General features: G+C 61.7%; 15 protein-coding genes. 8 read left to right on the top strand and 7 right to left on the bottom strand.

The window, feature by feature from the left end:
• Positions 1–38 precede the first annotated feature (38 nt).
• Positions 39–1,526 (bottom strand): glycoside hydrolase family 30 protein, encoded by a 1,488-nt coding sequence (locus V6M89_RS26820; RefSeq protein WP_332856072.1) that lies wholly within the window; start codon positions 1,524–1,526, stop codon positions 39–41.
• Between the two features lie 282 nt (positions 1,527–1,808).
• On the opposite strand from V6M89_RS26820, the gene V6M89_RS26815 reads away from it, so the two are divergent.
• A complete protein-coding gene (locus V6M89_RS26815; protein ID WP_332856071.1) occupies positions 1,809–6,179 on the top strand; it encodes a molybdopterin cofactor-binding domain-containing protein in 4,371 nt (1,456 codons plus the stop codon).
• On the opposite strand, the gene V6M89_RS26810 is transcribed toward V6M89_RS26815, so the two are convergent.
• From V6M89_RS26810 to rtcR, 4 genes are all read right to left on the bottom strand, one after another.
• Positions 6,176–6,601, bottom strand: coding sequence for a phosphate ABC transporter substrate-binding protein (locus tag V6M89_RS26810; protein WP_332856070.1), 426 nt, complete (start codon positions 6,599–6,601; stop codon positions 6,176–6,178). The two genes, V6M89_RS26815 and V6M89_RS26810, sit on opposite strands and share 4 nt — an antisense overlap.
• A gap of 14 nt (positions 6,602–6,615) precedes the next feature.
• Complete coding sequence (locus tag V6M89_RS26805) at positions 6,616–7,731, bottom strand: hypothetical protein (RefSeq protein ID WP_332856069.1); 1,116 nt, start codon at positions 7,729–7,731, stop codon at positions 6,616–6,618.
• A 21-nt stretch (positions 7,732–7,752) separates the two neighbouring features.
• The gene (locus V6M89_RS26800; protein ID WP_332856068.1) at positions 7,753–8,535 is read right to left on the bottom strand and encodes a substrate-binding periplasmic protein; all 783 of its coding nucleotides are present in this window, start codon (positions 8,533–8,535) and stop codon (positions 7,753–7,755) included.
• A gap of 122 nt (positions 8,536–8,657) precedes the next feature.
• A complete protein-coding gene (gene rtcR / locus V6M89_RS26795; RefSeq protein ID WP_332856067.1) occupies positions 8,658–10,268 on the bottom strand; it encodes an RNA repair transcriptional activator RtcR in 1,611 nt (536 codons plus the stop codon).
• Between the two features lie 170 nt (positions 10,269–10,438).
• Between rtcR and V6M89_RS26790 the strand changes: the two genes are divergently transcribed.
• From V6M89_RS26790 to rtcA, 3 genes are all read left to right on the top strand, one after another.
• Positions 10,439–11,992, top strand: coding sequence for a vWA domain-containing protein (locus V6M89_RS26790; RefSeq protein WP_332856066.1), 1,554 nt, complete (start codon positions 10,439–10,441; stop codon positions 11,990–11,992).
• Positions 11,993–12,379: 387 nt separating this feature from the next.
• Entirely contained in the window at positions 12,380–13,615 is a 1,236-nt protein-coding gene (locus tag V6M89_RS26785; RefSeq protein WP_332856065.1) for an RtcB family protein, read from the top strand.
• Positions 13,616–13,620: 5 nt separating this feature from the next.
• Positions 13,621–14,646 carry an RNA 3'-terminal phosphate cyclase gene (rtcA, locus tag V6M89_RS26780; RefSeq protein WP_332856064.1) on the top strand — a complete coding sequence of 342 codons (1,026 nt, stop codon included), beginning with the start codon at positions 13,621–13,623 and terminating at the stop codon, positions 14,644–14,646.
• Positions 14,647–14,649: 3 nt separating this feature from the next.
• Here the strand turns inward: rtcA and V6M89_RS26775 are convergent, their stop codons facing one another.
• Positions 14,650–15,474, bottom strand: coding sequence for an arylamine N-acetyltransferase family protein (locus V6M89_RS26775; protein WP_332856063.1), 825 nt, complete (start codon positions 15,472–15,474; stop codon positions 14,650–14,652).
• A gap of 158 nt (positions 15,475–15,632) precedes the next feature.
• Here V6M89_RS26775 and V6M89_RS26770 point away from each other — a divergent pair, with 158 nt between their 5' ends.
• Both V6M89_RS26770 and V6M89_RS26765 read left to right on the top strand, forming a co-directional pair.
• A complete protein-coding gene (locus tag V6M89_RS26770) occupies positions 15,633–17,795 on the top strand; it encodes a HAMP domain-containing methyl-accepting chemotaxis protein (protein WP_332856062.1) in 2,163 nt (720 codons plus the stop codon).
• Between the two features lie 158 nt (positions 17,796–17,953).
• Positions 17,954–18,532 (top strand): PEP-CTERM sorting domain-containing protein, encoded by a 579-nt coding sequence (locus V6M89_RS26765; RefSeq protein ID WP_332856061.1) that lies wholly within the window; start codon positions 17,954–17,956, stop codon positions 18,530–18,532.
• 56 nt (positions 18,533–18,588) lie between these two features.
• Here V6M89_RS26765 and V6M89_RS26760 read toward each other — a convergent pair whose 3' ends face one another.
• Positions 18,589–23,052, bottom strand: a complete 4,464-nt coding sequence (locus V6M89_RS26760) for an ATP-binding protein (RefSeq protein WP_332856060.1) — start codon at positions 23,050–23,052, stop codon at positions 18,589–18,591.
• 165 nt (positions 23,053–23,217) lie between these two features.
• On the opposite strand from V6M89_RS26760, the gene V6M89_RS26755 reads away from it, so the two are divergent.
• On the top strand, positions 23,218–23,772 hold the full coding sequence (locus V6M89_RS26755) for an antitoxin Xre/MbcA/ParS toxin-binding domain-containing protein (RefSeq protein WP_332856059.1): 555 nt from the start codon (positions 23,218–23,220) through the stop codon (positions 23,770–23,772).
• Complete coding sequence (locus V6M89_RS26750) at positions 23,769–24,242, top strand: RES family NAD+ phosphorylase (RefSeq protein WP_332856058.1); 474 nt, start codon at positions 23,769–23,771, stop codon at positions 24,240–24,242. The genes V6M89_RS26755 and V6M89_RS26750 overlap by 4 nt, the downstream gene beginning before the upstream one ends.
• The last annotated feature ends 5 nt before the right edge of the window (positions 24,243–24,247 follow it).

Here is a 24,247-nt window from a genome sequence, read left to right as displayed (position 1 = left end):
TCTGAAAAAACTGCCGTGCGCCTGCACAGCAGTTACGGTTACGGTTTCCAGGTAAACGTGGCGACGCTGGCGGCCGGCAAGGTGTAGCTGAAGCTGCGCTGGCCCGGCGCCAGGCGCACGGCGAAACTGCGCGGCGCCTTGGCCGAGTTCACCACCAGCAGCGCCACCGAACCGTCGTCGGCGTTGCGGAAGGCCACCGTGTCGAGTTCGTTGTAGCCGCTGCTCGAAGCGATGCGGCGCGCGCCCTGGCGCACGAAACGGCTGGCGTGGGCCAGCGCGTAATACTCCTCGTTGCGTGTGACCTTGCCGTCGCGGCTGTCGATGGTGACGACGCCGCGGCAATCCTTGCAACCGCCCAGGTGCGGGCCGTCGTTCTCGTCCAACGCCAGGTTCCACAGCAGCACGCCCTTGGCCCAGCCGCGCGTGGTGCCGATCACCAGCGTACGGGCGAAGTGCTGCAGATTGTCCGACCACACCGGCGCCCATTTGCCGCCCGAGCATTCGGTGAAATAGGTGTCCTTGTCCGGCCAGCGGTCGTGCAGCGCGGCCTGCACGCGCACGTCGCCGCCGTAGCAATGCCAGGCCACGCCGTTGACGTATTTGTTGGCCACCGGGTCTTTCAGCACATCGGCCGGCGAGCCCGGCTCGTCCCAATTGTGGTCCCAGTCGAGGATGCGGGTTTGCGGATGTTCCTTCGCCAGCAGCGGGCCCAGGTGGCCGCCGATGAAGGCGGCGCGCTTGGCCGGCTCGACCCGCATACCGGGATAGTCCTTGGGCTCGAAGTGCGGCTCGTTCTGCAGGGTCAGCGCGTAGATCGGCACGCCCTCCTTCTCATACGCGCTGACATAGCGCGACAGGTAGGCGGCGAACGGCGCGAACGCTTCCGGCTTCAAGGTGCCCTGGATCAGGCTGTCGGTGCTTTTCATCCAGCCCGGCGCGCTCCACGGCGAGGCCATCACGCGCAGATTGGGGTTGATCGCCAGCGCGGCTTTCGTGACCGGCAGCACGTCGGCGCGGTTGGGCTCGATGGAGAAATGCGCCAGCGCCGGATCGGTCTGGCCGGGCGGCATGTCGTCGAAGCTGTAGTGGTGGCGCGAGAAATCGGAGGCGCCGATGGTCAGGCGGGTGAAGCTGAAGTTGGCGCCGGGCGCCTTGCCGAACAGCTCGTTCATCAGCGCGCCGCGCTGCTGCGGGTCCAGGCGGTTCTGGATCAGCCAGGCCGAGGCGTCGGTGATGGCGGCGCCGAAGCCCACCATCTCCTGATAACGCTGGGCCGGGTCGACGTCGATGACGATGGCGGCCTTGACGCCGGAGCCGAAGGCGGCATCGGCGCCGCGCGCCAGCAGCTTGCTCTGGTCGCCGGTGGTGATCCAGGCTTGCACCTGCGTCTGGGCCTGCGCTGCGCCGTGCGCGCACAGCAGCAACAGCGGCAAGGCAAGCAGGCGCAACAACGGTTGCAGCGGAAGGCGGACTGGCGAAGGGCGCAAGGCCTCATCGCCCGGCAGAGCGGGGCTGGCTGTGAACATTCTGTCTCCATGCAGAAGGGTCGTGGCCCGTCCGTCTGTGGTTTTTACGTGAGTGGAAACGCTTCCACTTGTTAAATTCACTATAGCACCGCGAATTCTGCGATGTCAATCAGGGAAAAGCGCGGGCGGTAATAATTGGTGAGTTTTCTGCGTGCAAAAAGTGCGCAAAATTAAGTTGGCCGCCCATCGCGAAACCAGTAATCTGCCCCTTCGCCATCGGCGATTTTTCGCTGTCTCGAATTAGCCACGCTGAACCATCCATCGATGCCACAGGAGCCCTACATGTCCACTTCCGAGCAAATGTCCGACCTGGTGTTCTATCTCAACGGCGAGCGGGTCCAGCTGCCCACGGTCGATCCGACCGTGCTGCTGGCCGACTATCTGCGCTCGCCGGAAGTCGGCCTGACCGGCACCAAGATAGGCTGCAAGCAAGGCGGCTGCGGCGCCTGCACCGTCATGCTGTCGAGCTGGAACGAAGACAGCCAGCAGGTCGAACACCGCTCGGTGAACTCCTGCCTGCGGCCGGTGGCCTCGCTGGACGGCATGCTGGTAACCACGGTGGAAGGCACGGGCAGCGTCAAGTCCGGCTGCGTCAGCATCGTGCAGGACGGACTGGCCTGCAACAACGGCACCCAGTGCGGCTACTGCACGCCAGGCTGGGTAATGAACATGACGGCCGCCGTGGCCCAGCTTGGTCCCAAGCCCGGCACCAAGCAGGAGATCGAGGCCATGTTCGATGGCAACATCTGCCGTTGCACCGGTTACCGTCCCATCCTGTACGGCTTCAAGAAAACCTTCGCCTCCGACTGGAATCCCAAGGTCGACGAGGCCGGCTGCATGACGTGCGAGGTCGATCCGGCCGAGAAGGTGGCCAATACCGCGCCGGTGGAGATCGCCTTCCCCGCCGAGCTGCGCAAGCCGCCGCGCCCGGTGCACTACTCGGCCAACGGCTATCACTGGTTCCGCCCGCTGACGGTGTCCAGCGCCGTCGGCCTGATGCGCGACTTCCACGACCGCGCCGACCTGCGCCTGGTCGGCGGTAACACCTCGATCGGCATCTACCCGCGCACGGTGGAAAATCCGCACGTGTTCATCGACATCTCGCACGTGCCGGAACTGCATGCGCTGAGCCTGGCGGACGGCCAGCTGCGCCTGGGCGGCGGCCTGCCGTACGCCAGGTTGCTGGACTTCCTCGACGCCGCCAACGAGCAGGCGCCCAACGCCGGCCTGCAAGCGCTGGCCTACATGGCCGGCCGCACCGCCGGCAGCATCGTCCGCAACGCCGCCACCCTGGCCGGCAACACCATGCTGGTGGTCACGCACGCCGAGCAGGGCGTGCCCTTCCCTTCCGACCTGTACACGGCGCTGGCCGCGCTGGGCGCAACGGTGACGGTGGCAGCGCCCGACCAGGCCGAACCGAAAACCCTGGCGCTGCTGGACCTGCCCGCCTACTGGCGCCAGCACGCCGACGGCTGCGTGCTGCTGTCCTACCAGCTGCGCCTGACCGGCGCCGACGAGTACGCGCAAACCTACAAGACCGCGCAGCGCGAGGTCAACGCCCACTCCATCGTCAACAGCGGCATGCGGGTCCAGCTCGACGCGCAGCAACGCGTGACCGACATCACGCTGGTGTTCGGCGGCATGTCGCCGACCGCCACCCGCATGCCCCAGACCGAGCAGGCGCTGCGCGGCCAGCACTGGGACGCCGCCACGCTGGCCAAGGCGATGCCGGTGCTGCGCCAGGAGCTCGACGCGCTGACCGACCGCTACGCCGCCCACTACGCGCAGCTGCCCGACGAAGGCTACAGCTCCACCTACAAGCGCCAGCTAGCCGCATCGTATCTGTACAAATTCTTCATCGCCGTCTGCGAATGGCGCGGCCTGCCGGTGCCGCCGGCGCTGCGCTCGGCCGGTGAACGCGGCGAGCGGCCGGTGTCGACCGGCACGCAAGCCTACGTCACCTACACCGACCAGTTCCCGGTACATGTGCCCTACGTCAAAATCGAAGCCATGCTGCAAGCCACCGGCGAGGCCCAGTACATCCACGACATCCCGATGCCGCCGACCGGCATGAACGGCGCGCCGGTGCAAAGCCAGGTCGCGCTGGGCAGCTGCATCTACCAGGTGCCCGGCGTTGCAGGTCCGGCCTCGCCGGCCGAGGTGCTGGCGGCGCTGCAGGCGGTCTATCCGGGCGTGAAGGACTACATCACGGCCATCGACGTGCCCGGCGCGGTGGTCGACGGCATGGCGCACGACGATCCCATCTTCGCCATCAGCGTGGCGGTCAGCGCCTGTCCGGACGGCGCGCTGCCCAAGGGCTACGACCCGCGCGCGCCGCTGATCCTGACCGGCTACGGCCAGTGCATCGGCATGGTGGTGGCGCGCAATGAACAGCTGGCGCAGGAAGCGGCGTTCTATCTGCAACAGCACTTTTGCCAGTTCAGCGCCGAACGCCCGCAGATCGATCTGCCGGACAACGACGCCGCGCGCAACAAGCTGGTCTACCTGGACCAGCCGGCGGGCGCGCCGTGGTACTCGCACATCTGGAAGATCACCCGCGCCGGCACCAGCCTGGACTGGGTGGCGCCGCGCACGCCCGAGCAGCCGGACCTGAAGCGGCCGGTGGTCGACTACAAGGTGTCCATCGCCAGCGACATCTACGGCGCCGTCAGCTGCACCCGCACCGCCAGCCAGCAGAAGGTGGGCAGCCAGATCCACTTCTACATGGAGACGCAGTCGAGCTACGTCGAGCCGGTGGAAGACCGCCAGGTGCGGGTCTACTCCTCGACCCAGGACGCCAACGTGATCCAGGGCGCCGTCGCCAGCGTGCTGCAACTGCCGGTCAACAAGGTCGACGTGCGGGTGCGCCGCATCGGCGGCGGCTACGGCGGCAAGTGCGGGCAGTCGGCCTTCGCCAGCACCATCGCCGCGGTCGGCGCATGGAAGCTGAACCGGCCGCTGCGCATGGCCGCGCTGCGCCAGGTCGACACCGCCATGTTCGGCCACCGCCACCCGGCGCTGGGCAACTACAACATCGCCATCGGCGACGCCAGCAACCCGCTCACGCACGGCAAGCTGTTCGGCTTCCAGGCCGACTACTGGCTGGACGGCGGCCGCACCTACGATTGCAGCTTCGTCATCAGCGACTGCATGTCGCTGCGCAGCGACTCGGCCTATTTCATTCCGAACTGGTCCTGCACCACCGACGTCTGCCGCACCGACAAGACCACCAACACCTCGATGCGCACGGTGGGCATGATCCAGGGCGCCATCATCGTCGAGGACGCGATCGAGGCGGCCGCCCACAGCGTCGGCCTGACGCCGGAGCAGGTGCGCGCGCGCAACCTGTACGTGCAGGGCCAGGTCACACCGTATGCCGAGCCGCTGGAATCGTGCTACATGCGCGAGGTGTGGGAATACACGCTGGACAAGGCCGACTTCACCAGGCGCGCGGCGGCGGTGGAGCAGTTCAACGCCGCCAACCGCTGGCGCAAGCGCGGCATCTCGGTGCTGCCGGTAAAGTACGGCTCGGGCTTCAACCTGGCGCTGCTGGAACAGGGCGGCGCCTTGATCGAGGTGTATTCGCAGGACGGCACGGTGCTGGTGCGGCACGGCGGCATCGAGATGGGCCAGGGCCTCAACACCAAGATGGCGCAGGTGGTGGCGTATGCGCTCAACGTCCCGATCGGCATGATACGGGTGGCGGAAAACGACACCGCCGTGGTGCCCAATCCGGAGAGCACCGGCGCCTCCACCGGCACCTCGTTCAACGGCCTGGCGGCGCAGCAGGCCTGCGGCGAACTGCGCGGCCGGCTGGAGGCCTATTGCCTGGGCCTGCTGACCGCCAACGGCAGCGAGTGGTGCGTCGCCAACCAGATCAACTTCTGGGACTACAAGGACGGCTGGCGCACCGAGGTGGTCCACAACGGCAGGACGATGTCGATGTGGGCCGTCATCGTCGGCAACGCCTTCAACGAACGGCTCAACCTGTCGGCGCAGGCGCGGGTGGCGATCGACGGCGGCACCCACCCCGACGGCAACCTGGAATTCAAGAAGGTGGACGGCAAGCCGGCCAAGGAGGAAGTCGACTACTTCACCGGCTACACCTACAGCGCGGCCTGCATCGAGGTCGAGCTCGACGTGCTGACCGGCGAAACCACCATCCTGCGCGCGGACGTGGTGTACGACGGCGGCAAGTGCCTCAATCCGGCGATCGACGTCGGACAGGTGGAAGGCGGCTTCGTGCAGGGCCTGGGCTATGTGACCAGCGAGGACCTGAGCTACCAGCCGGCCGATTCCAGCACCGAGCCCAGCGCCACGCGGCCTGCGCCGGGCGCGCTGTACACCACCAACACCTGGGAGTACAAACCGCCGGCAGCGCAATCAATCCCGCTAGTGATGAACATCATGATGTTCCCGCGCGAGCTGGCGCCGAACGCGCCGCCGGACCAGGGCGATATCCTGTCGGCCAAGGAAATGGGCGAACCGCCGATGACGCTGGCGGTGGCGGCCTTCTTCGCCATCAAGCGCGCCGTGCTGGCGGCGCGCAAGGACCGCGGCCACCACGAATGGTTCCAGATGGAGTCGCCGGCCACGGTGCAGCGCGTGCGCGAGGCCTGCCTGGTCGATACGGCCGACCTCCGCGCGGACTAGTGGATGGACAGCACCGCACGCACGCTGGAATCCAGCGCGCTGCGGTCGATATAGCCGACCAGGTTGGGGTTGTCGGCCACCAGGCGCTTGATGGCGGCGCTGTCGCCCGACTCCACCGGCGGCTGCCCGCGTCCGGTGAACAGCATGTGGGCCCAGTAGGCCTTCATCTGCGCCGGCGCCTTGCCGCTGCTCTTCAGGTAGAACACATCGCGCACCGGCGAGCCTTCGGTCTGGTCGATCGGCACCGCGTGCTGGCCGTTGGGGAAGTCGACCGCCTTGCCGAGGAACAGGTCGGCCGCCTGCTCGCCGCTGAGCGCCTTGACGGCATTGCGGGCCGAGACGATCACCACCACCTCGGCGCGGCTGCAACTGCCGGCCAACAACAGCGCGGCCAGCAGGCAATGGGGGAGAGACATGCGCATGACCGGCCCTCCCGTCAGTAAAGGAAATCGGCCAGCAGGCTGACCACGTTCACGCGGCCGCCGCGCGGCGTGCCGGCCACCACGCTCTGCAAGGTGCCGTAGGAGTTGGCGCCCAGGTGCAGCTGGTCCCATTGCACTTTGAGGTCGAGGTTGCGCGCCACGTCCCAGCGCAGGCCGGCCGCATAGGTGTGCTGCGCCACCGGGATGTTGCCGGTGTCGGTCAGCGGCCGCAGTTCGGACACGGTGACGTAGGGTGTCAGCGTGCCGAAGCGCATGCCGCCGTTCACATACCAGGCTTCGCGGATGGCCTTGACGCGCTTGCCGTCATAGTTGGTGACCCGCACCCATTCGCTGGCGACGAACCACTCGCCCGGGTCCCACGACGCGCCCAGCGACGTGAAGCGCCCGCGCGGCGGGTTCTGGTTGTCGACGTTGCGTTCCTGGTAGGCGGCGTGCAAGGTCAGCGGTCCCCGCTCCAGGGTGTCGAACACGCCCATCACGGCGGTGGAATGGACGTCGATGCCGCGCGTGTTGGTGACGGTGCGCTTGCCGTACAGGATGCTGGTGGTGTTGCTGATGGCGCCGGCATGGATGCGGTACGAGGCGTCCACGCCGTCGCTTTCCTTCAGCGCCAGCAGGCGGTAGACCTCGATCGGCGGACGCGCCGTGATATTGCTGTAGCCGACCCGGCGCGAATCCGACGCCAGGAAACTAGCCAGCCCGATCCGGCCCACGCGCACGCTGAGGTCCGGCGAAAACGCGTACTTCAGATTGGCCCACGTCAGCAAGGGCCGATAGGTATCGTTCCATCGGTACTCGGACACCACCTGCACCACGCCGGACAGCTGCGGCGTGAAGTTGGCCGTCAGTTGCAGGCCCAGCCGGCTATCGACATCGCCGGTCCACTGGCGGTTGCGGCCGGTGCCGTTGGGTTGCAGGTTGTCGAACACATAGTCGGCGCCGTGCTCGTCCGAGTGCGCCAGGCCGACCGTGCCAAAGCCGTTGACCGACAGCCACGGCCGCACCGGATCGGCCGCGGACTCTCCCGCGCGCGCGGGCAAAGGTAAAGCCAAAGTCAAGCTCAGCAGCACCGCGGTCGTGGCCGAAATCAGGTGGGAGATGGCAGGCATCCAGGCTCCAGGCAGGTGGGGTTATTGTTCCATGTAGTGGACCAGCAGCTTGTCGAGTTCTTTGGTCTTGGCCAGCCGCGCCAGGCCTTCGTTCAGGGACTGCAACAGCTTGGCCGCGTCGGCGCCGCTGGCCGCCACGCCGAAATACAAGGGTCGCAGCGGCGAATCCGGCAGCGGCTGGCTCACCAGCGTGCCGTCCACCAGCAAGCTGCGCAGCTTGGGGTTAATCAGGTACTGGCCGGCCATGGTCTCGCGACTGTCGATGAACAGATCGCAACGGCCCAGGTGCAGCTTGCCGACCAGTTGTTCGTAGCCAATGGTGGCGCCGCGATCGACCGTGTTGGTGGGTATGCCGTAGACCTCGAAGCGGTAGCCGCCCAGGCCGCACAGATGGTAGTGGCGCACGTCGCTCAGCTGTTGCAGCTTGAGCCCTTGCGGCCGCGCCCGCCGGGAGTAGAAATACACATTGTGCATGGTGAAGTAGGCGTCGCTCAGCACCAGGTTGCCAGCGGTATCGGCCTGGCCGACGTTGAGCGCGATATCGACCCGATGGTCGGCCACCAGCGCCAGGCAGCGCGCCCAGGGCAGCAGCTGCACGCTGACGGTCCAGCCGTAGCGCGCGCCGATCAGGTTGAGCAGGTCGACGCTGGCCCCCACCACATGGCCGCCGCGCTGGCCGTTGGCACGCTCGGCGAACACGAACGGCGGCATTTCCGCCTGGTCGGCGCAGACTTGCACCGTGCCGGCGCAGGCGGAGCCTGTAGCAAGGCACAGCAACAGCAAGAATGCGTATAAACGATTCATAACATGGGAGCCGACCGCAACAATCCGAGACCCATTCTAGCAAAAGCCGCCCCGGCCGCCGCAATAAGTGTTGCGTCGATGAAAACTTTTTTTGCGCCCCACTATGGGCGTGGCCTGCCGCCCTACTCCGCCAGGGAGACACTGTCCCAATCCAGCTGGAAACGCGCCAGGTATTTCTTCAGCCGGTCGGCGTCATTGGGTTTGACTTTGGCGCTGCGCGATACGGCATACAATTTTCTGCCCGCATCCGACATCGATTTGGAAGCGCGGCAGACTTTGATGACAGCGCGCAATTGCATGGCGTCGAACAGATCGAGTTCCGCCACCGCGTCGGCCGGCATTACCTGCTCCAGTTCGACATCCGATGTGTCGGCAGCCTGTGTCTGGTGCCGCCACAAGCGTTGCAGCCGGGCGATCTCCCCGCTAACCACAGCGTCGTCGATACGACCTGCTTCGGCCAGCGTCGCCATGCGTGTGACCGATGCCGAAAGGTCGCGGAAGTTGCCCACCCATAGCGCATCGGGGGATGCGGCGAAGCGCGCGTAGCGCTCGCGGGCCTCCTTGTTGAAGCGGGCTGTCTGGCCGAGTTCCGAACCCACGTCCGCCAGCATGAAATCGATATTCGGTTCGATGTCCTCTGGCCGGTCCACCAGACCTGGCAACTCGTAAGTCCACAAATTTATGCGGGCGAACAGATCTTCACGAAAACGCCCCGCTATCACCTCCTGCGCGAGGTCGCGGTTGGTGCCTGCGATCAGCTGGAAATCGCTCTGCACCTCATTGTCCCCGCCTACCGGAAGGAAGCGCTTTTCCTCCACTGCCTTAAGCAGCATGGCTTGCTCATCGAGGCCCAACTCGCCGATCTCGTCCAGGAACAGCAAGCCCTTGTGCGCCGCCCGCAGCAAGCCGGGACGGTCCGACGAAGCGCCGGTGAACGAGCCCTTGGTATGGCCGAACAGCGTCGATCCGGCACCATCGCCACGCAGCGTGGCGCAATTGATCTCGACAAAACGACCGTCAATTTGATGGCGCGTTTTTTTCAGTTCATATACTCGGCGCGCCAAGAAGGATTTACCTGCGCCGGTTGGCCCCATCAGCAGCATCGGCGCTTTCGACTTGATGGCGACCCGTTCGATCTCATCGATCATGGTATTGAAACGCTGATTGCGCGTGGCAATGCCAGATTTGAGGAAGGCCACGCCCTCTTCCTGCTCACGCGAAAAACGCTGAGCGATCTGGTCGTATTTGGACAGATCGAGGTCGATCAGCACATGGTCGCCAGGTTCGCCGGCAGCATGGCGGCGCGGCGGCGAGGTTTGCAGCAGGCGGCCAGGAAAATAAAACGCCTCCGTCATCAGGAACATGCAGATCTGCACCACGTGCGTGCCGGTGGTGATATGTACCCAGTATTCCTCGTTATCGGTGTCGAAGGTGTAGGACCTGGCGAAATCGAACAATGCAGCGTAGACCTGCTCGAAATCCCACGGATCGTTCATCGGTACATCGCGCAGCACCACCTCGGTTTCCGGCGAAACCATGCGGATATCCGCCGCGACCTCGCCCGCCAGCGTGCTGAAGCGGCCGCTGTATAGCAACTCGAAACGGTCGACGACGATATCCGGGTACTGCGTAATAGCGACGCTCGGCCGCCAACGCTCCCAGCGCGCCGCGCCCTTGCCACTGTCGAGCTGAGTGCCGACAAAACCGATGACCACGATGCGTTTCTTGCTCATTTTTTATAAATATTTATCTAATAAGATAATTTATAACGATACATGCATCTGAAACATTTATCAATATTTAATAAATATCCTTTATTATCAATGAGTTACACAACAACATAAAAGCTGGCACAGCGCTTGCAATAGTGGGGATAGAAAATCAGATAAAAGAGGAAATGAAAATGGCAAACGTCCAATTGTTCCAGTCGCTGAAAAACAAATTCCTGCCGGTGGCCACTGCGGTCAACGCAGAAGGCGCACCAGCCTATGTGTTGACCCCGAAACACCGGCTGGCACAATACGCCGCCACCGGCTGCCTGAGCGCGACCTTCTATGCCAGTGCCGAAGCCCAACTGGCGACGGTGATGGAACTGTGCCTGGACATGGACCCGCGCTTCATTGCGCAAACCGCCGTGTACTGCCGCGAACGCGGCTACATGAAGGACATGCCAGTGCTGCTGGCCGCGGTCCTGGCCGCGCAAGGCCGCGCCGAACTGGCGCCGGTGTTCAAGCGCGTGATCGACAACGGCAAGATGCTGCGCAATTTCGTGCAGATCATCCGCTCGGGTGCGGCCGGTCGCAAATCGCTGGGCACCCGGCCCAAGAAACTGGTGCAAGCCTGGTTGAACAACGCCAGCGAGAAGGCTTTGCTATCGGCCGCCGTGGGTAATTCGCCATCGCTGGCGGACGTGGTGAAGATGGTGCACCCAAAACCGTCCGAGCCGTGGCGCGCAGCATTCTTCGCCTGGTTGATCGGCAAGCCCTACCAGCTCGAGTCCTTGCCGCCAGTGCTGGCCGCGTTTGAAGCCTACAAGCGAGACCGGGGCCAGCCCTTGCCGGAGGTGCCGTTTCAGATGCTGACCGCACTGGAATTGTCGCCCCAGGCCTGGGCGCAGATCGCGGCGCAGGGCGGCTGGCATATGGTGCGGATGAACCTGAACACCTTTGCCCAGCATGACGTGTACGCCATACCTGGCGCGGTGCAGGCCATCGCCGCCAAGCTGCGCGATGCCGAAAGCATCGCCAAGGCCAAGGTGTTTCCATATCAGCTGCTGTCCGCATACAAGGCGGCGACTGACGATGTGCCGACGTTGATCCGCGACGCCTTGCAGGACGCGCTGGAAATCGCGTTGACCAATGTGCCGCAGATCGAAGGCCGCGTGGTGGTGTGCCCCGACGTCTCCGGGTCCATGTCTTCGCCGGTGACGGGTTATCGCAGCGGTGCTACCTCGTCCGTGCGTTGCATCGACGTGGCGGGATTGGTGGCGGCGGCGATGCTGCGCAAAAATCCCGACGCAGAGGTGATGCCGTTTGCAGTCGATGTCGTGCAGTGCGTATTGAACAACCGCGACACCGTCATGACCAACGCCCAGAAACTGGCGGCGATCGGCGGCGGCGGCACCAATTGCAGCGCACCGTTGGCACGGATGAATAAGAACAAGACCAAGGCCGAATTGGTGGTGCTTGTATCGGATAACGAATCGTGGATCGATGCGAACCGCCACGGCGGCACGGAAACCATGCGGCAGTGGCAAATGTTCAAACAGCGCAATCCGCAAGCCAAGCTGGTGTGTATCGATTTAACGCCGCATGCGACCACCCAGGCTAAGGAACAGGCCGACGTGCTGAACATCGGCGGATTTTCGGATGACGTCTTCAAGATCATCGCGGCGTTCGCGGCCGGGCAGTTGGGCGCCGCGCACTGGCTGGGTGAGATCGAAGCGATAGACATTTAGGAGGCCATCATGGGATGGACGCTCAGTGTAAGCAGTACAGGTTTTGAGCACAGTAAGAATGCTGGTGTGACTACATTCCGTAAAAGTTACGTCACACCGACTACTCGTCTGGCAGGTGCTCACTGGAGTTTTACCCCGAATGCAGACAGGACTACATCTGGTGACGCCGGTTCGATTCCGGCCTGGCAGGCACACCGTGTTTGCCAGCATGTCTTGTCAACCCTGGTCGGGATTGATTGATGCCGAGTGCGCGAATGCGTAAAGAAATACATGTGTCCCCGGTTCGAATCCGGGCGGCTGCGAAAGTAGCCGTAGCTCAGTTGGTAGAGCAATTTCTTTCAAGTCTGGTCGCGCAACCGGCTCTGTTTAGTTAATATGGAAAACATTATGAAAAACGAACAATACGAAGTACTGAATATCGAAGGCGGCCTTCCCGTCAAGATGTGGACCCACGGCGTGCCGGTCGAGGCCGAAGCCAAGCAGCAGCTGTCCAACATGGCCAAGATGCCTTTCATCTACAAGCATATCGCGGTGATGCCGGACGTGCACGTCGGTAAAGGCTCGACCATCGGCAGCGTAATTCCAACCCTGGGCGCGATCATCCCGGCCGCCGTCGGCGTCGATATCGGCTGCGGCATGATGGCCGCCAAGACCACGCTGACCGCCAACGACCTGCCCGACAACCTGGGCCCGCTGCGTAGCGCGATCGAGAAAGCCGTGCCGCACGGCTCTTCGCCGCAGTTGCGCGGCAAGCGCGGCCGCGATGAAGGCTCGTGGCATACGCCGCCGCAACCGGTCGATGTGGCCTGGGCCACGCTGCATGAAGAATTCGACGCCATCTGCGCCAAAACGCCAAAGCTGAAGAACACCAACAACTACCGCCACCTTGGTACGCTAGGCAGCGGCAACCACTTCATCGAGATCTGCCTGGACGAGGCGGGTGCGGTGTGGTTCATGCTGCACTCAGGCTCGCGTGGTGTCGGCAATGCGATCGGTACCTACTTCATCGAACTGGCGAAGAAGGACATGCGCACGCACTTCATCAATCTGCCGGACCAGGACCTGGCCTACCTCGCCGAAGGTACGCAGCACTACAACGACTACATCGAAGCGGTAGGCTGGGCGCAGAAATTCGCCCGTACCAACCGCGAGGTAATGATGCATAACCTGATCGCCGCCGTGCGCTCCGTGATCACCAAGCCGTTCGAAACGCACGTCGAAGCCGTCAACTGCCACCACAACTATGTGCAGCAGGAACGCCACTTTGGCAAGGATGTGCTGATTACGCGGAAAGGGGCCGTGTCCGCCCGCGAAGGTGAGCTGGGTATCATTCCAGGCTCGATGGGAGCAAAGAGCTTCATTGTCCGCGGCCGGGGAAATGCGGAAAGCTTCAACAGCTGTAGCCATGGCGCCGGCCGCACCATGAGCCGCACCGAAGCCAAGCGTCGTTTTACGCTGGCAGATCAGGTCAAAGCGACCGAAGGCGTGGAGTGCCGCAAGGACGCCAACGTGATCGATGAAATCCCGATGGCCTACAAGGACATCGACGCCGTCATGCTGGCACAGCGCGAGCTGGTGGATGTGGTCCACGTTTTGAAACAAGTCGTATGTGTAAAGGGTTAGGCAAGATGATAGAACTGGATGGAGCACAAGGCGAAGGCGGCGGCCAGATATTGCGGACCGCGCTGACGCTTTCCATGATCACCGGTCAACCCTTCCGCCTGACCAATATCCGCGCCAAGCGGCCCAAGCCTGGGTTGATGCGGCAGCACCTGGCGGCGGTCCAGGCCTCGGCCCAGATCTGTGCCGCCAGCCTGTCGCAGGCGGAGGCGGGTTCGCAAACGCTGACCTTCACTCCGAACACCATCAAGGGCGGCGACTATACTTTCGCCATCGGCACGGCAGGTAGTTGCACGCTGGTGCTGCAAACGATACTGCCGGCGTTGCTCTATGCGGAGGTGGCATCCACCGTGAAAATTAGCGGCGGTACGCATAATTCGATGGCGCCACCAGTGCACTTCCTGCAACGTGCCTATGGCCGCGTGCTGGAGCAGATGGGCGCCAAGGTGGACATCACCCTAAAACGCTTTGGCTTCTATCCAGCTGGCGGCGGCGAAGTCGTGGCAACGGTGGAACCGTGCACGCAGCTGAAAATCATCGAGCTGATGGAGCGTGGCGAGCGCCGCAACGGCTTTGCGGAAAGTTTTATCGCCGGCGTACCAGCCAGCGTCGCCACGCGCGAGCTGGGCGTGATCGGGCTCGGTATGGGCTGGGAGGAGCCGCAGTTGCTACATCGCACACTCCCTGGTGAACAGGGCCCAGGCAATGCCCTGCTGCTTACGTTGGAGCACGAGCATGCAACCGAAGTCTTTGCAGGTTTCGGTGAAAAGTCGGTACGCGCCGAAACGGTCGCCAAGCACGTGCTACAGGATGTGCGTGACTATATTGCCTCAGGTGCGGCAATCGGCGAGCACCTGGCGGACCAACTGATGCTGCCGATGGCGCTTGCCGGAGGAGGACGCTTCACCACCACCCGCCTGTCGCAACACGCGCTCACCAATGCCGAGGTCATTTCCCGTTTCCTGCCGGTCGTCTTCGATCTGCAAGAAGGCGAACGTTTCAGCACCTGCACCATCCTGAAACCGGAAATCTGATCGCTAACCGGCCGACTCGTCCCACACCGCGGCCGCCGCGCGCTCGATCAGGGGGCGCCAGTCCGGCGTCACCGGCAACAGGAACACCTCGGCCAGCGCCTGCTCGATCTGGTCGGCGTTCAGGAAACGGCGCTCGCCGCCGCCGTCCGCGCGGCGTATCGTCAGCCGGTTGCGCAGCAGCGCGTGGCGCGCCTCGGGCGTGCTGCGCGCCACGATCAGGTCGTGGCGGAAAAGCGATTGCGGGTAGGTCGACGAATAATAGTTCGCCATCTCATAATCGCCGGCGCGGCATGGCGCCGGCGAGACCAGGTAGACCGGCAGCCAGTCGTCGCCCAGCAGCGCTTCAAGCAATTGCTCGTTGCCCTGCGGCGTGATGCGGAAGCGCTCGTGCGGCGTGGACTGCGGCGTAGACAAATCGAAGCGGATCGGCGCCGTCAGCACGCAACTGCCGAAGCCGACGTCGCACAGCCACGGCTGGCCGTCGATAGTCACCCGCAACACCATGTGGGTGCGCGGCCGCTGTCGCGCCTCGGGGCCGGCCATCCATTGCACCTGGGCGATCAGGGGCTCGACCTGGAAGCCCAGCGCGCACAGCACGCGCTGGAACAGGCTGTTCTGCTCGAAGCAGTAGCCGCCGCGCCCGGCCTGTAGCAGCTTGGCGTCCACCGCCTCCGGCGCCAGCAGCACCGGCCGGTCCAGCAGCACATCGATGGCCTCGAAAGGAATGGTGGCCGGGTGCAGCTGCTGCACGGCGCGCAGCGTGTCCAGCGTGGGAGTGCGCGGCCCGGTGTAGCCGATGCGCGCACAATATGCGTCCAGTAATTCCATGTTCCCGCCTGTTTGAAATATTAGCGAAAGAGCTATCATCATAGCAGTCCAGTCGCGTGACACAATTCCCACAGATCCGCGTGGGGCTATATCAAATGCAAGTCGAACGGGAGTAGTATCAACCTCGCCGGTAACACACACTCGACCAGGAGGCGTAGATGTTTTCCAATTTAAAAGTTGGCACGCGTTTAGGATTGGCATTTTTTCTGCTCACTATGCTGTCGGTGGCGCTGGGCTGGATCGCCATCCACGAAACCTCCGCCATGAACGAGCAGTGGAAGACCATCAAGGATGACGCGCTGGCCAAGCGCAGCGCGATCAACCGCGGCTCCAACGCCCTGGGCGCCGGCATCCACCATTTCAAGAACTACATCCTGCGCGGCGGCGACTACGACAAGAAGTTCGAAGCCGACATGGCCGATGTCGACCGCACCATGGACGACTACAAGGCCACCGGTTTCGTGACGCCAGACGAAGACAAGCTGCTGAGCCAATTGCGCGACGGCGCCACCGCCTACCGCAAGGACATGGCGGTGCTGGTCTCCATGCGCGCCAAGACCGACAATCCGAACGAGCTCGACAAGGCAGTGGCCGGCGCCGACAAGCCGATCAGCGCCGCCCTCGCCAGCCTGCGAGAGAAGACCGAGGCCACCCTCAAGCACTCCGACCAGGTCATGAGCGAGGTCAGCGCCGCCGCCCAGACCAAGGTGATCGAAACGCTGGCGGTGATCGTGGTGTTGACCATCGCCGCCGGGATCTACATCACGCTCAGCATCACCCGCCCTATCAGCCAGGCGGTGACGGCCGCCGAGACGCTGGCGCGCGGCGACCTCAACCTGGACATCCAGGTCAAGTCGAACGACGAGACCGGCCAGCTGCTGGCGGCGATGAAGCACATGATCGTGAAGTTGCGCGAAATGATAGAAGGCCAGCGCAGCATGGTGGAGGCGGCCAATCGCGGCAATTTCGCCATGCGCATCAGCGCGACCGATTTGCAGGGCTTCCAGAAGGACATGGCCGACGGCCTGAACGCGCTGATGCAAACCACCGGCGCCAGCATCGACGACGTGGTGCGGGTGATGGGCGCGCTGTCCGCCGGCGACCTGTCGAAGAGCATCGAGAAGCACTATGAAGGCGCGTTCGGCGAACTGAAGGATTACGCCAACCAGATGATCGCCAAACTCCAGCAAGTGATCGAAGGCCAGCGCCGCGTGGTCGAGGCGGCCAACCACGGCAACTTCAACGACCGCGTCGACCTGGCCGGGCTGCAAGGCTTCCAGAAGGAGATGGGCGAAGGCTTGAACAACCTGGTCACCACCACCGGCACCAGCATCGACGACGTGGTGCGGGTGATGGGCGCCATGTCCGAGGGCGACCTCAGCACCAGCATCGAGAAGAACTACGAGGGTTCCTTCGGCGAGCTCAAGGAATTCTGCAACAACACCGTCTACAAGCTGGGCCAGGTGGTCACCGAGGTCAACGGCAGCGCCGAGGCCCTGGCCAGCGCCTCCGAGGAAATCAGCGCCACCGCGCAGACGCTGTCGCAGGCGGCCAGCGAGCAAGCCGCCGGCGCCGAGGAAACCAGCGCCTCGATCGAAGAGATGACGGCGTCGATCTCGGCCAACACCGAGAACGCCCGCATCACCGACGGCATGGCCAGCCAGGCCGCCAAGGAAGCGGTCGAAGGCGGCGACGCGGTGCGCTCGACCGTGGCGGCGATGCAGCAGATCGCCAAGAAGATCCAGATCATCGACGACATCGCCTACCAGACCAATCTGCTGGCGCTGAACGCGGCCATCGAGGCGGCGCGCGCCGGCGATCACGGCAAGGGCTTCGCGGTGGTGGCCGCCGAGGTGCGCAAGCTGGCCGAACGCAGCCAGCTGGCCGCGCAGGAGATCGAACAGGTCGCCACCAGCAGCGTCGACCTGGCCGAGAAGGCCGGCCGTCTGCTCGACCAGATGGTGCCGAACATCCGCAAGACGTCGGACCTGGTGCAGGAAATCACCGCCGCGTCGGAGGAGCAATCGGCCGGCGTGGGCCAGATCAACAGCGCGGTGGGCCAGCTGAGCCAGACCACCCAGCAGAACGCCTCAAGCTCGGAACAGCTGGCGGCCACCGCCGAGGAAATGAGCGGCCAGGCCGAGCAGCTGCAAACGGCGATGGCCTTCTTCAAGCTGGAAGGGAGTGGACGTTCGCCGGCGCCCGCCAAGGGCCGCCAGCCGCCGGTGCGCGGCGGCAAGCGGCCGGCGCCGTCGCAGAACATCCACACCATGTCCAGCAACGTCCAGGAGATCGACGAGAGCAAGTTTGCCAAGTTCTAGGCGCTCGCCCGGGGTTGATATCGTCCTGGGGAAACAGTCAGTAAGTTTCACTCAAGACAAAAATACGACAAGGAAAATAAATATTAAATAAACAATTAAGTCGGATTACCATGGACGTTTACGGTCGTTTCTGCCGACAACGTTCCATGGAGCGCGTCATGAATCTTTTACCGAAAATGGTGTTTGCGGGGCTGCTGGCACTGGGTTCCAGCCTGGCGCTGGCCGCCACCAGCTACAACTTCTCCTACACCTTCGACAATGGCCGTAGCGTCACCGGCAGCTTCAGCGGCAACGCCAGCGGCAACTTGATCAATGACCTGGCCGACATCCATTTCAGCCTGGACGGTATTGCGGTGACAGGCGCGATCGGCGGCTACTTCGGACCGTTCAATCCAGCCGCGCCGGTGGCCTCGTTCGATGGCAGCCAGAACCAGCTGTTCTTCGCGAACAGCGATTTCACCAGTTTCTTCGGATCGTTGGATGCCGGCAGCGCTTACGGCCCGCCAGGCACCAACACCTATCTGGCCGTGATCGACAACGGCACGGACGGCGTCTGCGACAGCATCACCGGCCAGGCCACCCCGCCCTACACCTGCGCCGGACTGATAGGCGATACGCCGCGCTGGTCGGTCAGCGCCGTGCCGGAGCCCGGCACCAGCTTGATGCTGGGGGCCGGGTTGGCGGTGTTGGCATGGCAGCGCCGGCGCGCGTCCGTCAACAACGCTAGCGCCAGTTAGTACAGGTTCGCCAAATTCTAGATTCCTGCTGCCCTCGAATACTAGTCGTTATACCTTCATTTGGTTTTGATTGCGGACTTGACTTTCGCAGCAGGCTTAGCACTAACTCCAGGTTTGCCTTTGGGTGCAGCCTTGGCTTTAGGGGTTGCTTTAGGATTCCTTTTGGCTGAGATTTTACCTGCGGCCTCAGCGGCAAGGCGCGGTCTGAGATCGAGTACTTTGATCGCGAGCCGTAGACTCCCCGCCATCTCCTCCATAATTTTGGTCGCTTGAGCATTGAGCATGGTGCGCAGCCCTGCGATATCGAGCATTTCCCCAGGTTTTTCCGGATGCTCCCAAGTACGGTCTTCAGGAACAGTCACCAAAAGGCAGCCCGAACGGCAGCTGTCCGCAGCCATGTATTTGTTCACCAGCTGGTTCTTGAGGGTGTCGTATAGATCGCGACCGCTCCAGCCGTTTTGACCAAGCTTGAGTTCGATCGTGGCTTGTTGACCGGACATCGCGCGCAAGCGAATGTCCGTCTCCTTTTCATCTGCGGTGACCGCCTCCTGGTCTACCGTATAAACTTCATTCGATGCACTTCGTAACTGAAGCGCGATCTGCTGGCGCATTACCTTCTCGTCATTGATAAGAACCCATGCGGCTCGCGGTGAGACATCTTGAAGAAGAAGATCATCCAGATCGTCAAGTCGATCCACCATTACCGCGAACATATCGTCCCGCGTAGTCGGAGACAACTCGCCGTACTGATCGAAGACAGCGACTGCGGATTCGCCAAAGCTTGCGCCATCGACCTCTTCAGCCGCCTTTTCACGTGCCAGCAGAGCAAGACGATCACGAAAATGCGCGAACAACGGATCTGCGAACATTGAGATTTTCACTGCCCAGGCTTCTCGCCCCTTAGTCTCTAGAATCGCATTGAGCAACACATTGCGGCCTGTCTCAGCATGATCGCGAATTTCAGGGGAGTAAGCCCCTTCGTGAATTTCATCATCAACAGGGCGCACATGCTGATAGGCGAGCCGCAGCAAGCGCAACAGGAGCGTCGGCGTAAATTCCGTCCAACGCAGATCAAGCATTAAATTACCGTGGCGATCACCAAACATACTGCCGAAGATATCAATACCTCGATCGGCCATGACGGGTTCGGTGGCGGTCAATGCACGTTCCAGCTCGTCAGTTCCCGCAATGGGGTCAAGCCGCATCAGAGTAGCCAACCAATTTTTTGTCAAAAGACAATTTTTAGTGACCTTGAGCTGATCCTTCGCCAGACAACAAACATGTTGTTGCATTTCCTGACCACCGTGCTCAATCAGAATATCGAGCACGCTTTGGAGTCTTGCCAGCGACGCTGCTTCAGCTTCGCCATCTCGTCGCTGACCAATATGCATATCCAGCCAAGAACGCAGGCGAGGTAAAAATAGCTGCATTACTACGGCCGGCGAATGACTTACGTTTTGCAATAGGAATCCAAAGAAACTTTGAGCAGCAATTTCGTCCAGCTCCGCAGATAAATCGGGGCCTAGCGTCCGCTCCACCTCAGCCGGGTATTCTTTGGCGAGTGATTCCAACCATGCAGGAAAACCATTCAATTCAATCGGCGCGTAGCGTACCGCCAGCTCAACCTCTGCCACGCTAAGCTTACTGATCCAAGCGGGATCTTCTGCTTCGGCTGTAATTGCAGCCAGGCCAAGTTGCCAACGACTGAGAAACTCCCCACGCTGCTCAACGGGTCTTTCATAGCGGAGCGTAGGTCGCTCTCTGCGCCAAATCGAGCACATCGCGACACGCAGCCGGTCGGCTACCTCTTTCCCAAAATACTGCTCGATAAAACGACGGTTCCAACCCGAGGCCCGGCTTCGATCACCAGTTTGTTGCATAGCACGCCAAAGGTTCCACGCCGTACTATCTTCACGTTCTGAACTAAAAGCAGTATCCGGATGTTCGCCGACCTCACGCCAGAATGCTACCCATGCCGCGTGATTCTGGGCCTCAGTGTGCTGAGCGGCCTGGCGTTGCTTCGCGAGTCGCTCCTCAAGTTCTACCGTCTCGGGATCAAGTTCCTTGGGGGCCAGATGCTGATCGATTATCTCGATCAACTCCGGGCTGCCATCGACATACTGTTCGAGGCCTTTAACATACTCATGCGAATTCCCTACCTGGTCCCATAATCGGTGTATCAGCAGATGAAGCGCCATCATTCGCTCAGGAAGCGGACGATCTGGATCAGACAGTATGCACGTTACCCACCTTGCATCTTGCGCGACATTCAGGTCCAGCGCGCCGTCGTGCAGGATCCTGACCAGCCGTTTCCAAGGATCTGTTTGCGGATAAAAGCCTTCGCAGAACGCATCATCCGCCCAAAAGATTGTTTCGCGTAACGGCGCAGCCACGTCTCCAAGTACCTTGCGCAGATCCGTCAACGAGTCGTTAGTCGCTGAATCTTCAGACTTCAAGCGGAGAGAGATCATCGCAGAACGCAGGACGCCAACGTCCGTTTGACTTCCGCGAATCAATCTCAAACAAACTGCGGCTAGCATGGGAAGGATGAGTGGACGTGGACTGACCAAATGAGTCCAATTATTCTCCTTCCAGGTCAAACCTTCGGTGACGAGCGTATTCAGGCCAACCTGCAACGCAGGGAGGTAATCTGGGGCGAATTCGAGTTCCGCGATATTGCGAGGCAAGAGCCACTCAAGGTCGCCAATCGGACCAACTGGCGCGGGAAGGTCTTTCAGGATCGTGCAAAGTTCGCTTGGCGTTAGGTGCTGGGGAAATAGGCGAACAACGACATCTCGCACCAGCAAGTCCGGCCAAAGCGCTGGCTCATCCACAATCGACTGTACGATCAATTGAACGCGAGGATCTCCGAGCGCGGCAAGTGCGCTGATTGCCTCACGTCGCTCACCACGCGTGCTCGCGACATCGGTCGATACTGCATAGGCAATGTCCGCACATGCCGACATCCGGCCGGCGCCAACGAGCTCCAGGAGCAACTCGCGAACTTCTTCGTTCTCAATGCCAGATCGCCACAATTCCAAGACGTGTTCGGCCAATTCAGGCGAGGCGAATCGGTGCACTTGAACTTGCGGGACACTCATGCCGCGCCAGCCGCCCTTACCGTAAACCCGAACATAGGCGTTTAATGCATCTACACGTTGCGAATCCGTCAGTGATCCGGGATCCGCATGATTCAGCAATACATCTGGCTCATACTCTCGAACTTCAGAAAAAATACTCGGCTGTGACGCCGCCAACCATGCAGCAACCGGCATCAAAGTAGGCCGGACAACCCTCACGCCTTCCGGTGTGTCGGCGAACAGCAGGCGCTTCGCCGCCTTGATAGGCATTCCTTGCCGCAAGCGGTCATCCAAACGTACTGCCGCTAAAAACTCAACCACCGAACGATGGTGGAATTTGACGCGGCCATAGCTTGCAAAGCCGAACAGTGCTCGCTCAAGCAGGACTTCGCGCTCAGCTTGGTTCCAGTCAGGCAGAACCAAAGCGGGGTCCAATGCCGTCCCTGGCTCGCCGCCTTTATCAGCCTCCAAACTAAGGCGTATGGTGAGTTTGCGCGTCAGCAAAGCGGCAAGCGCAAGCCGACTAGCGCCCTCGAGCGCCTTCGCCGGCGTCAGTTCCGTCGCTTCCTTGGGGCTTATACGAGGTTTCAGCTTTACACGAATATTTTGGACAACCTGATCACGGTGGGAACGAATGCTACGATGCTCTCGCCAATCTGCGCACAGTTCTATCAGGTCCTGAGGACGACGAGCAAAGCTCTCAGCGTCGCGGGCGTGAATATCGGCGAGTAGCGCCTTGGCGTCGGGAATATTTTCGAGTGCAGCAATGTCTGAAATTTGCTCGTCAGATAATGGCATCAAAGTGACATTGCGCCATGCCGGCACCGCTCCTTGTTGCTGCTGATTGTGGCCTCGCGGCCGACGCCCCATAGCGATCTCCGCAAAGCTGTCACCGCTTGGCGCGAGTGTCACGGGATCCGGTACCGGAAGATACTGTCTAATCAGTTGCTGATCAACTGCGATGGGGCGCGACGTAATAACGATCCGAACCCGGGCTAGCTGCCCGGAGATAACCTTACTGAGTTGCTTGAGGGCCGTCTCAAATGAACCGAGGGTAAGCTTGAGCTCATCGATTGAATCGAGAAAAAATGTGGCAACATCAGACTGTGCCGCCAACCATGCATTCAGTCGGACTTCTTCAGGCCCAGACAATAAATCCCTTAGATTCCTCGTTGCGAGTTCGGCCAAATCAAAATAGAAAGCTGGCTCATCTCGGTGCCATAACGTCTGTTGCTGCGCGCGGCATTCGTGACTCTTTCCGGCTCCCGCCTCCGAAACGATTAAGACTCGCTGTGATTTAAGCAAAGTATCCCAACCATAGGCGCGCGACCAGCCAACATGAGTCCGCAGCAATGACGCTCGTTCAACATCGGCTATTTCTTCTTCGGACAGATCGCAAAATGTGCGCTGGACAGGGTGCCGCTGCTTTGATGAATTCATTAGGAGAGTCTATGAGATCGAGGTCTGCTGGTCCTGAAGAGACAGGTACGTTCTGGAATACAAAAACAAACTATAAATGATGTTAAGACATTTAACTACCCATTGAATCGCCCGGAATTTTGGCATACCATTTGGTTGTCTTAGTCTAACCAAATGGATAACACCATGACTGCTACGGACGATCTGAATGTGTCACGCCAGAGAAAGCGCGTGTCCCCAGCCAAGCAGCATGCGCTGTGGAATATGATAGCCAGCCCCGGCAAAACCTCGCTTGGCCAGCTCAGAGCACTCGTTGCGCGCGTCCGCGAAGCTTCAGGAATCCAGCTATTTGACGCCGTGGAAGCCGGTGTCCCAACGGAGGTCGTGAAACTGATCGCCAAGGCGACCGGCGAACCTGCCTCGGTCATTATGGAGCTGGCTGGGGTATCCCAAACAACGTTCGTACGCAACGAGGCTGCCAACAAACCGTTGCCGGACGTAGCCGGCCATCGCATCATGGGCTACCTGCGTCTGCTCGCCACCCTGCGCAAAATGCTGGATGAGAGCGGCGATCCTGAACAAGTGAAAAACTTCGACCTCGAAACCTGGTTTGCGCATTGGGTACATCAGAAACTTCCTGAGTTGAGAGGCAATACGCCAGCCGACATGTTGCGCAATCCTGAAGGCCAACGCGCAATAGAACAGGTGCTCGAACGCATGCGGGGAGGACTGGCCGCATGACGGTCAGTCTATGGCGCATCGCCTCAGACACCATCTCGTGGGCGGCAGAAGATATGAGCGGGAAAGGCGCTGCCAACCGTGGGGCACGATGGAATCAGGCTGGTGAGCATGTCGCTTACGCTGCCACATCCATTTCGCTGGCGGCATGGGAAACGCGGGCTCACTTTGCGACAGGCATAGCTCTGCCGTGGAATCGCATCTTGGTGCGCATCGACGTTGCGGACGACATCTGGGCCGCACGCGAAATAATACCCGGGCCGTTGCCAGTCGGCTGGAACGTGATTCCTGAAGGCATGGTATCCCGCGCAATCGGATCGGACTGGCTGGCTCGCGGAGCGACCGCACTGTTAGTCGTGCCGTCGGTGATCATTAACGAAGAGAACAACGTCCTGATCAATCCAGCGCATCCCGATGCGACGCGAATAACAGTCCACCGGATTCGGCAATTTGTCTACGATCCCCGCGTTTAGCATCC

Origin of the sequence: Duganella sp. S19_KUP01_CR8 (assembly GCF_036688705.1) — a bacterium.
Lineage (GTDB): Bacteria > Pseudomonadota > Gammaproteobacteria > Burkholderiales > Burkholderiaceae_D > Rugamonas.
Note: the sequence above shows the minus strand (reverse complement) of the source record. Positions and strands in the feature narration are given on the sequence as shown.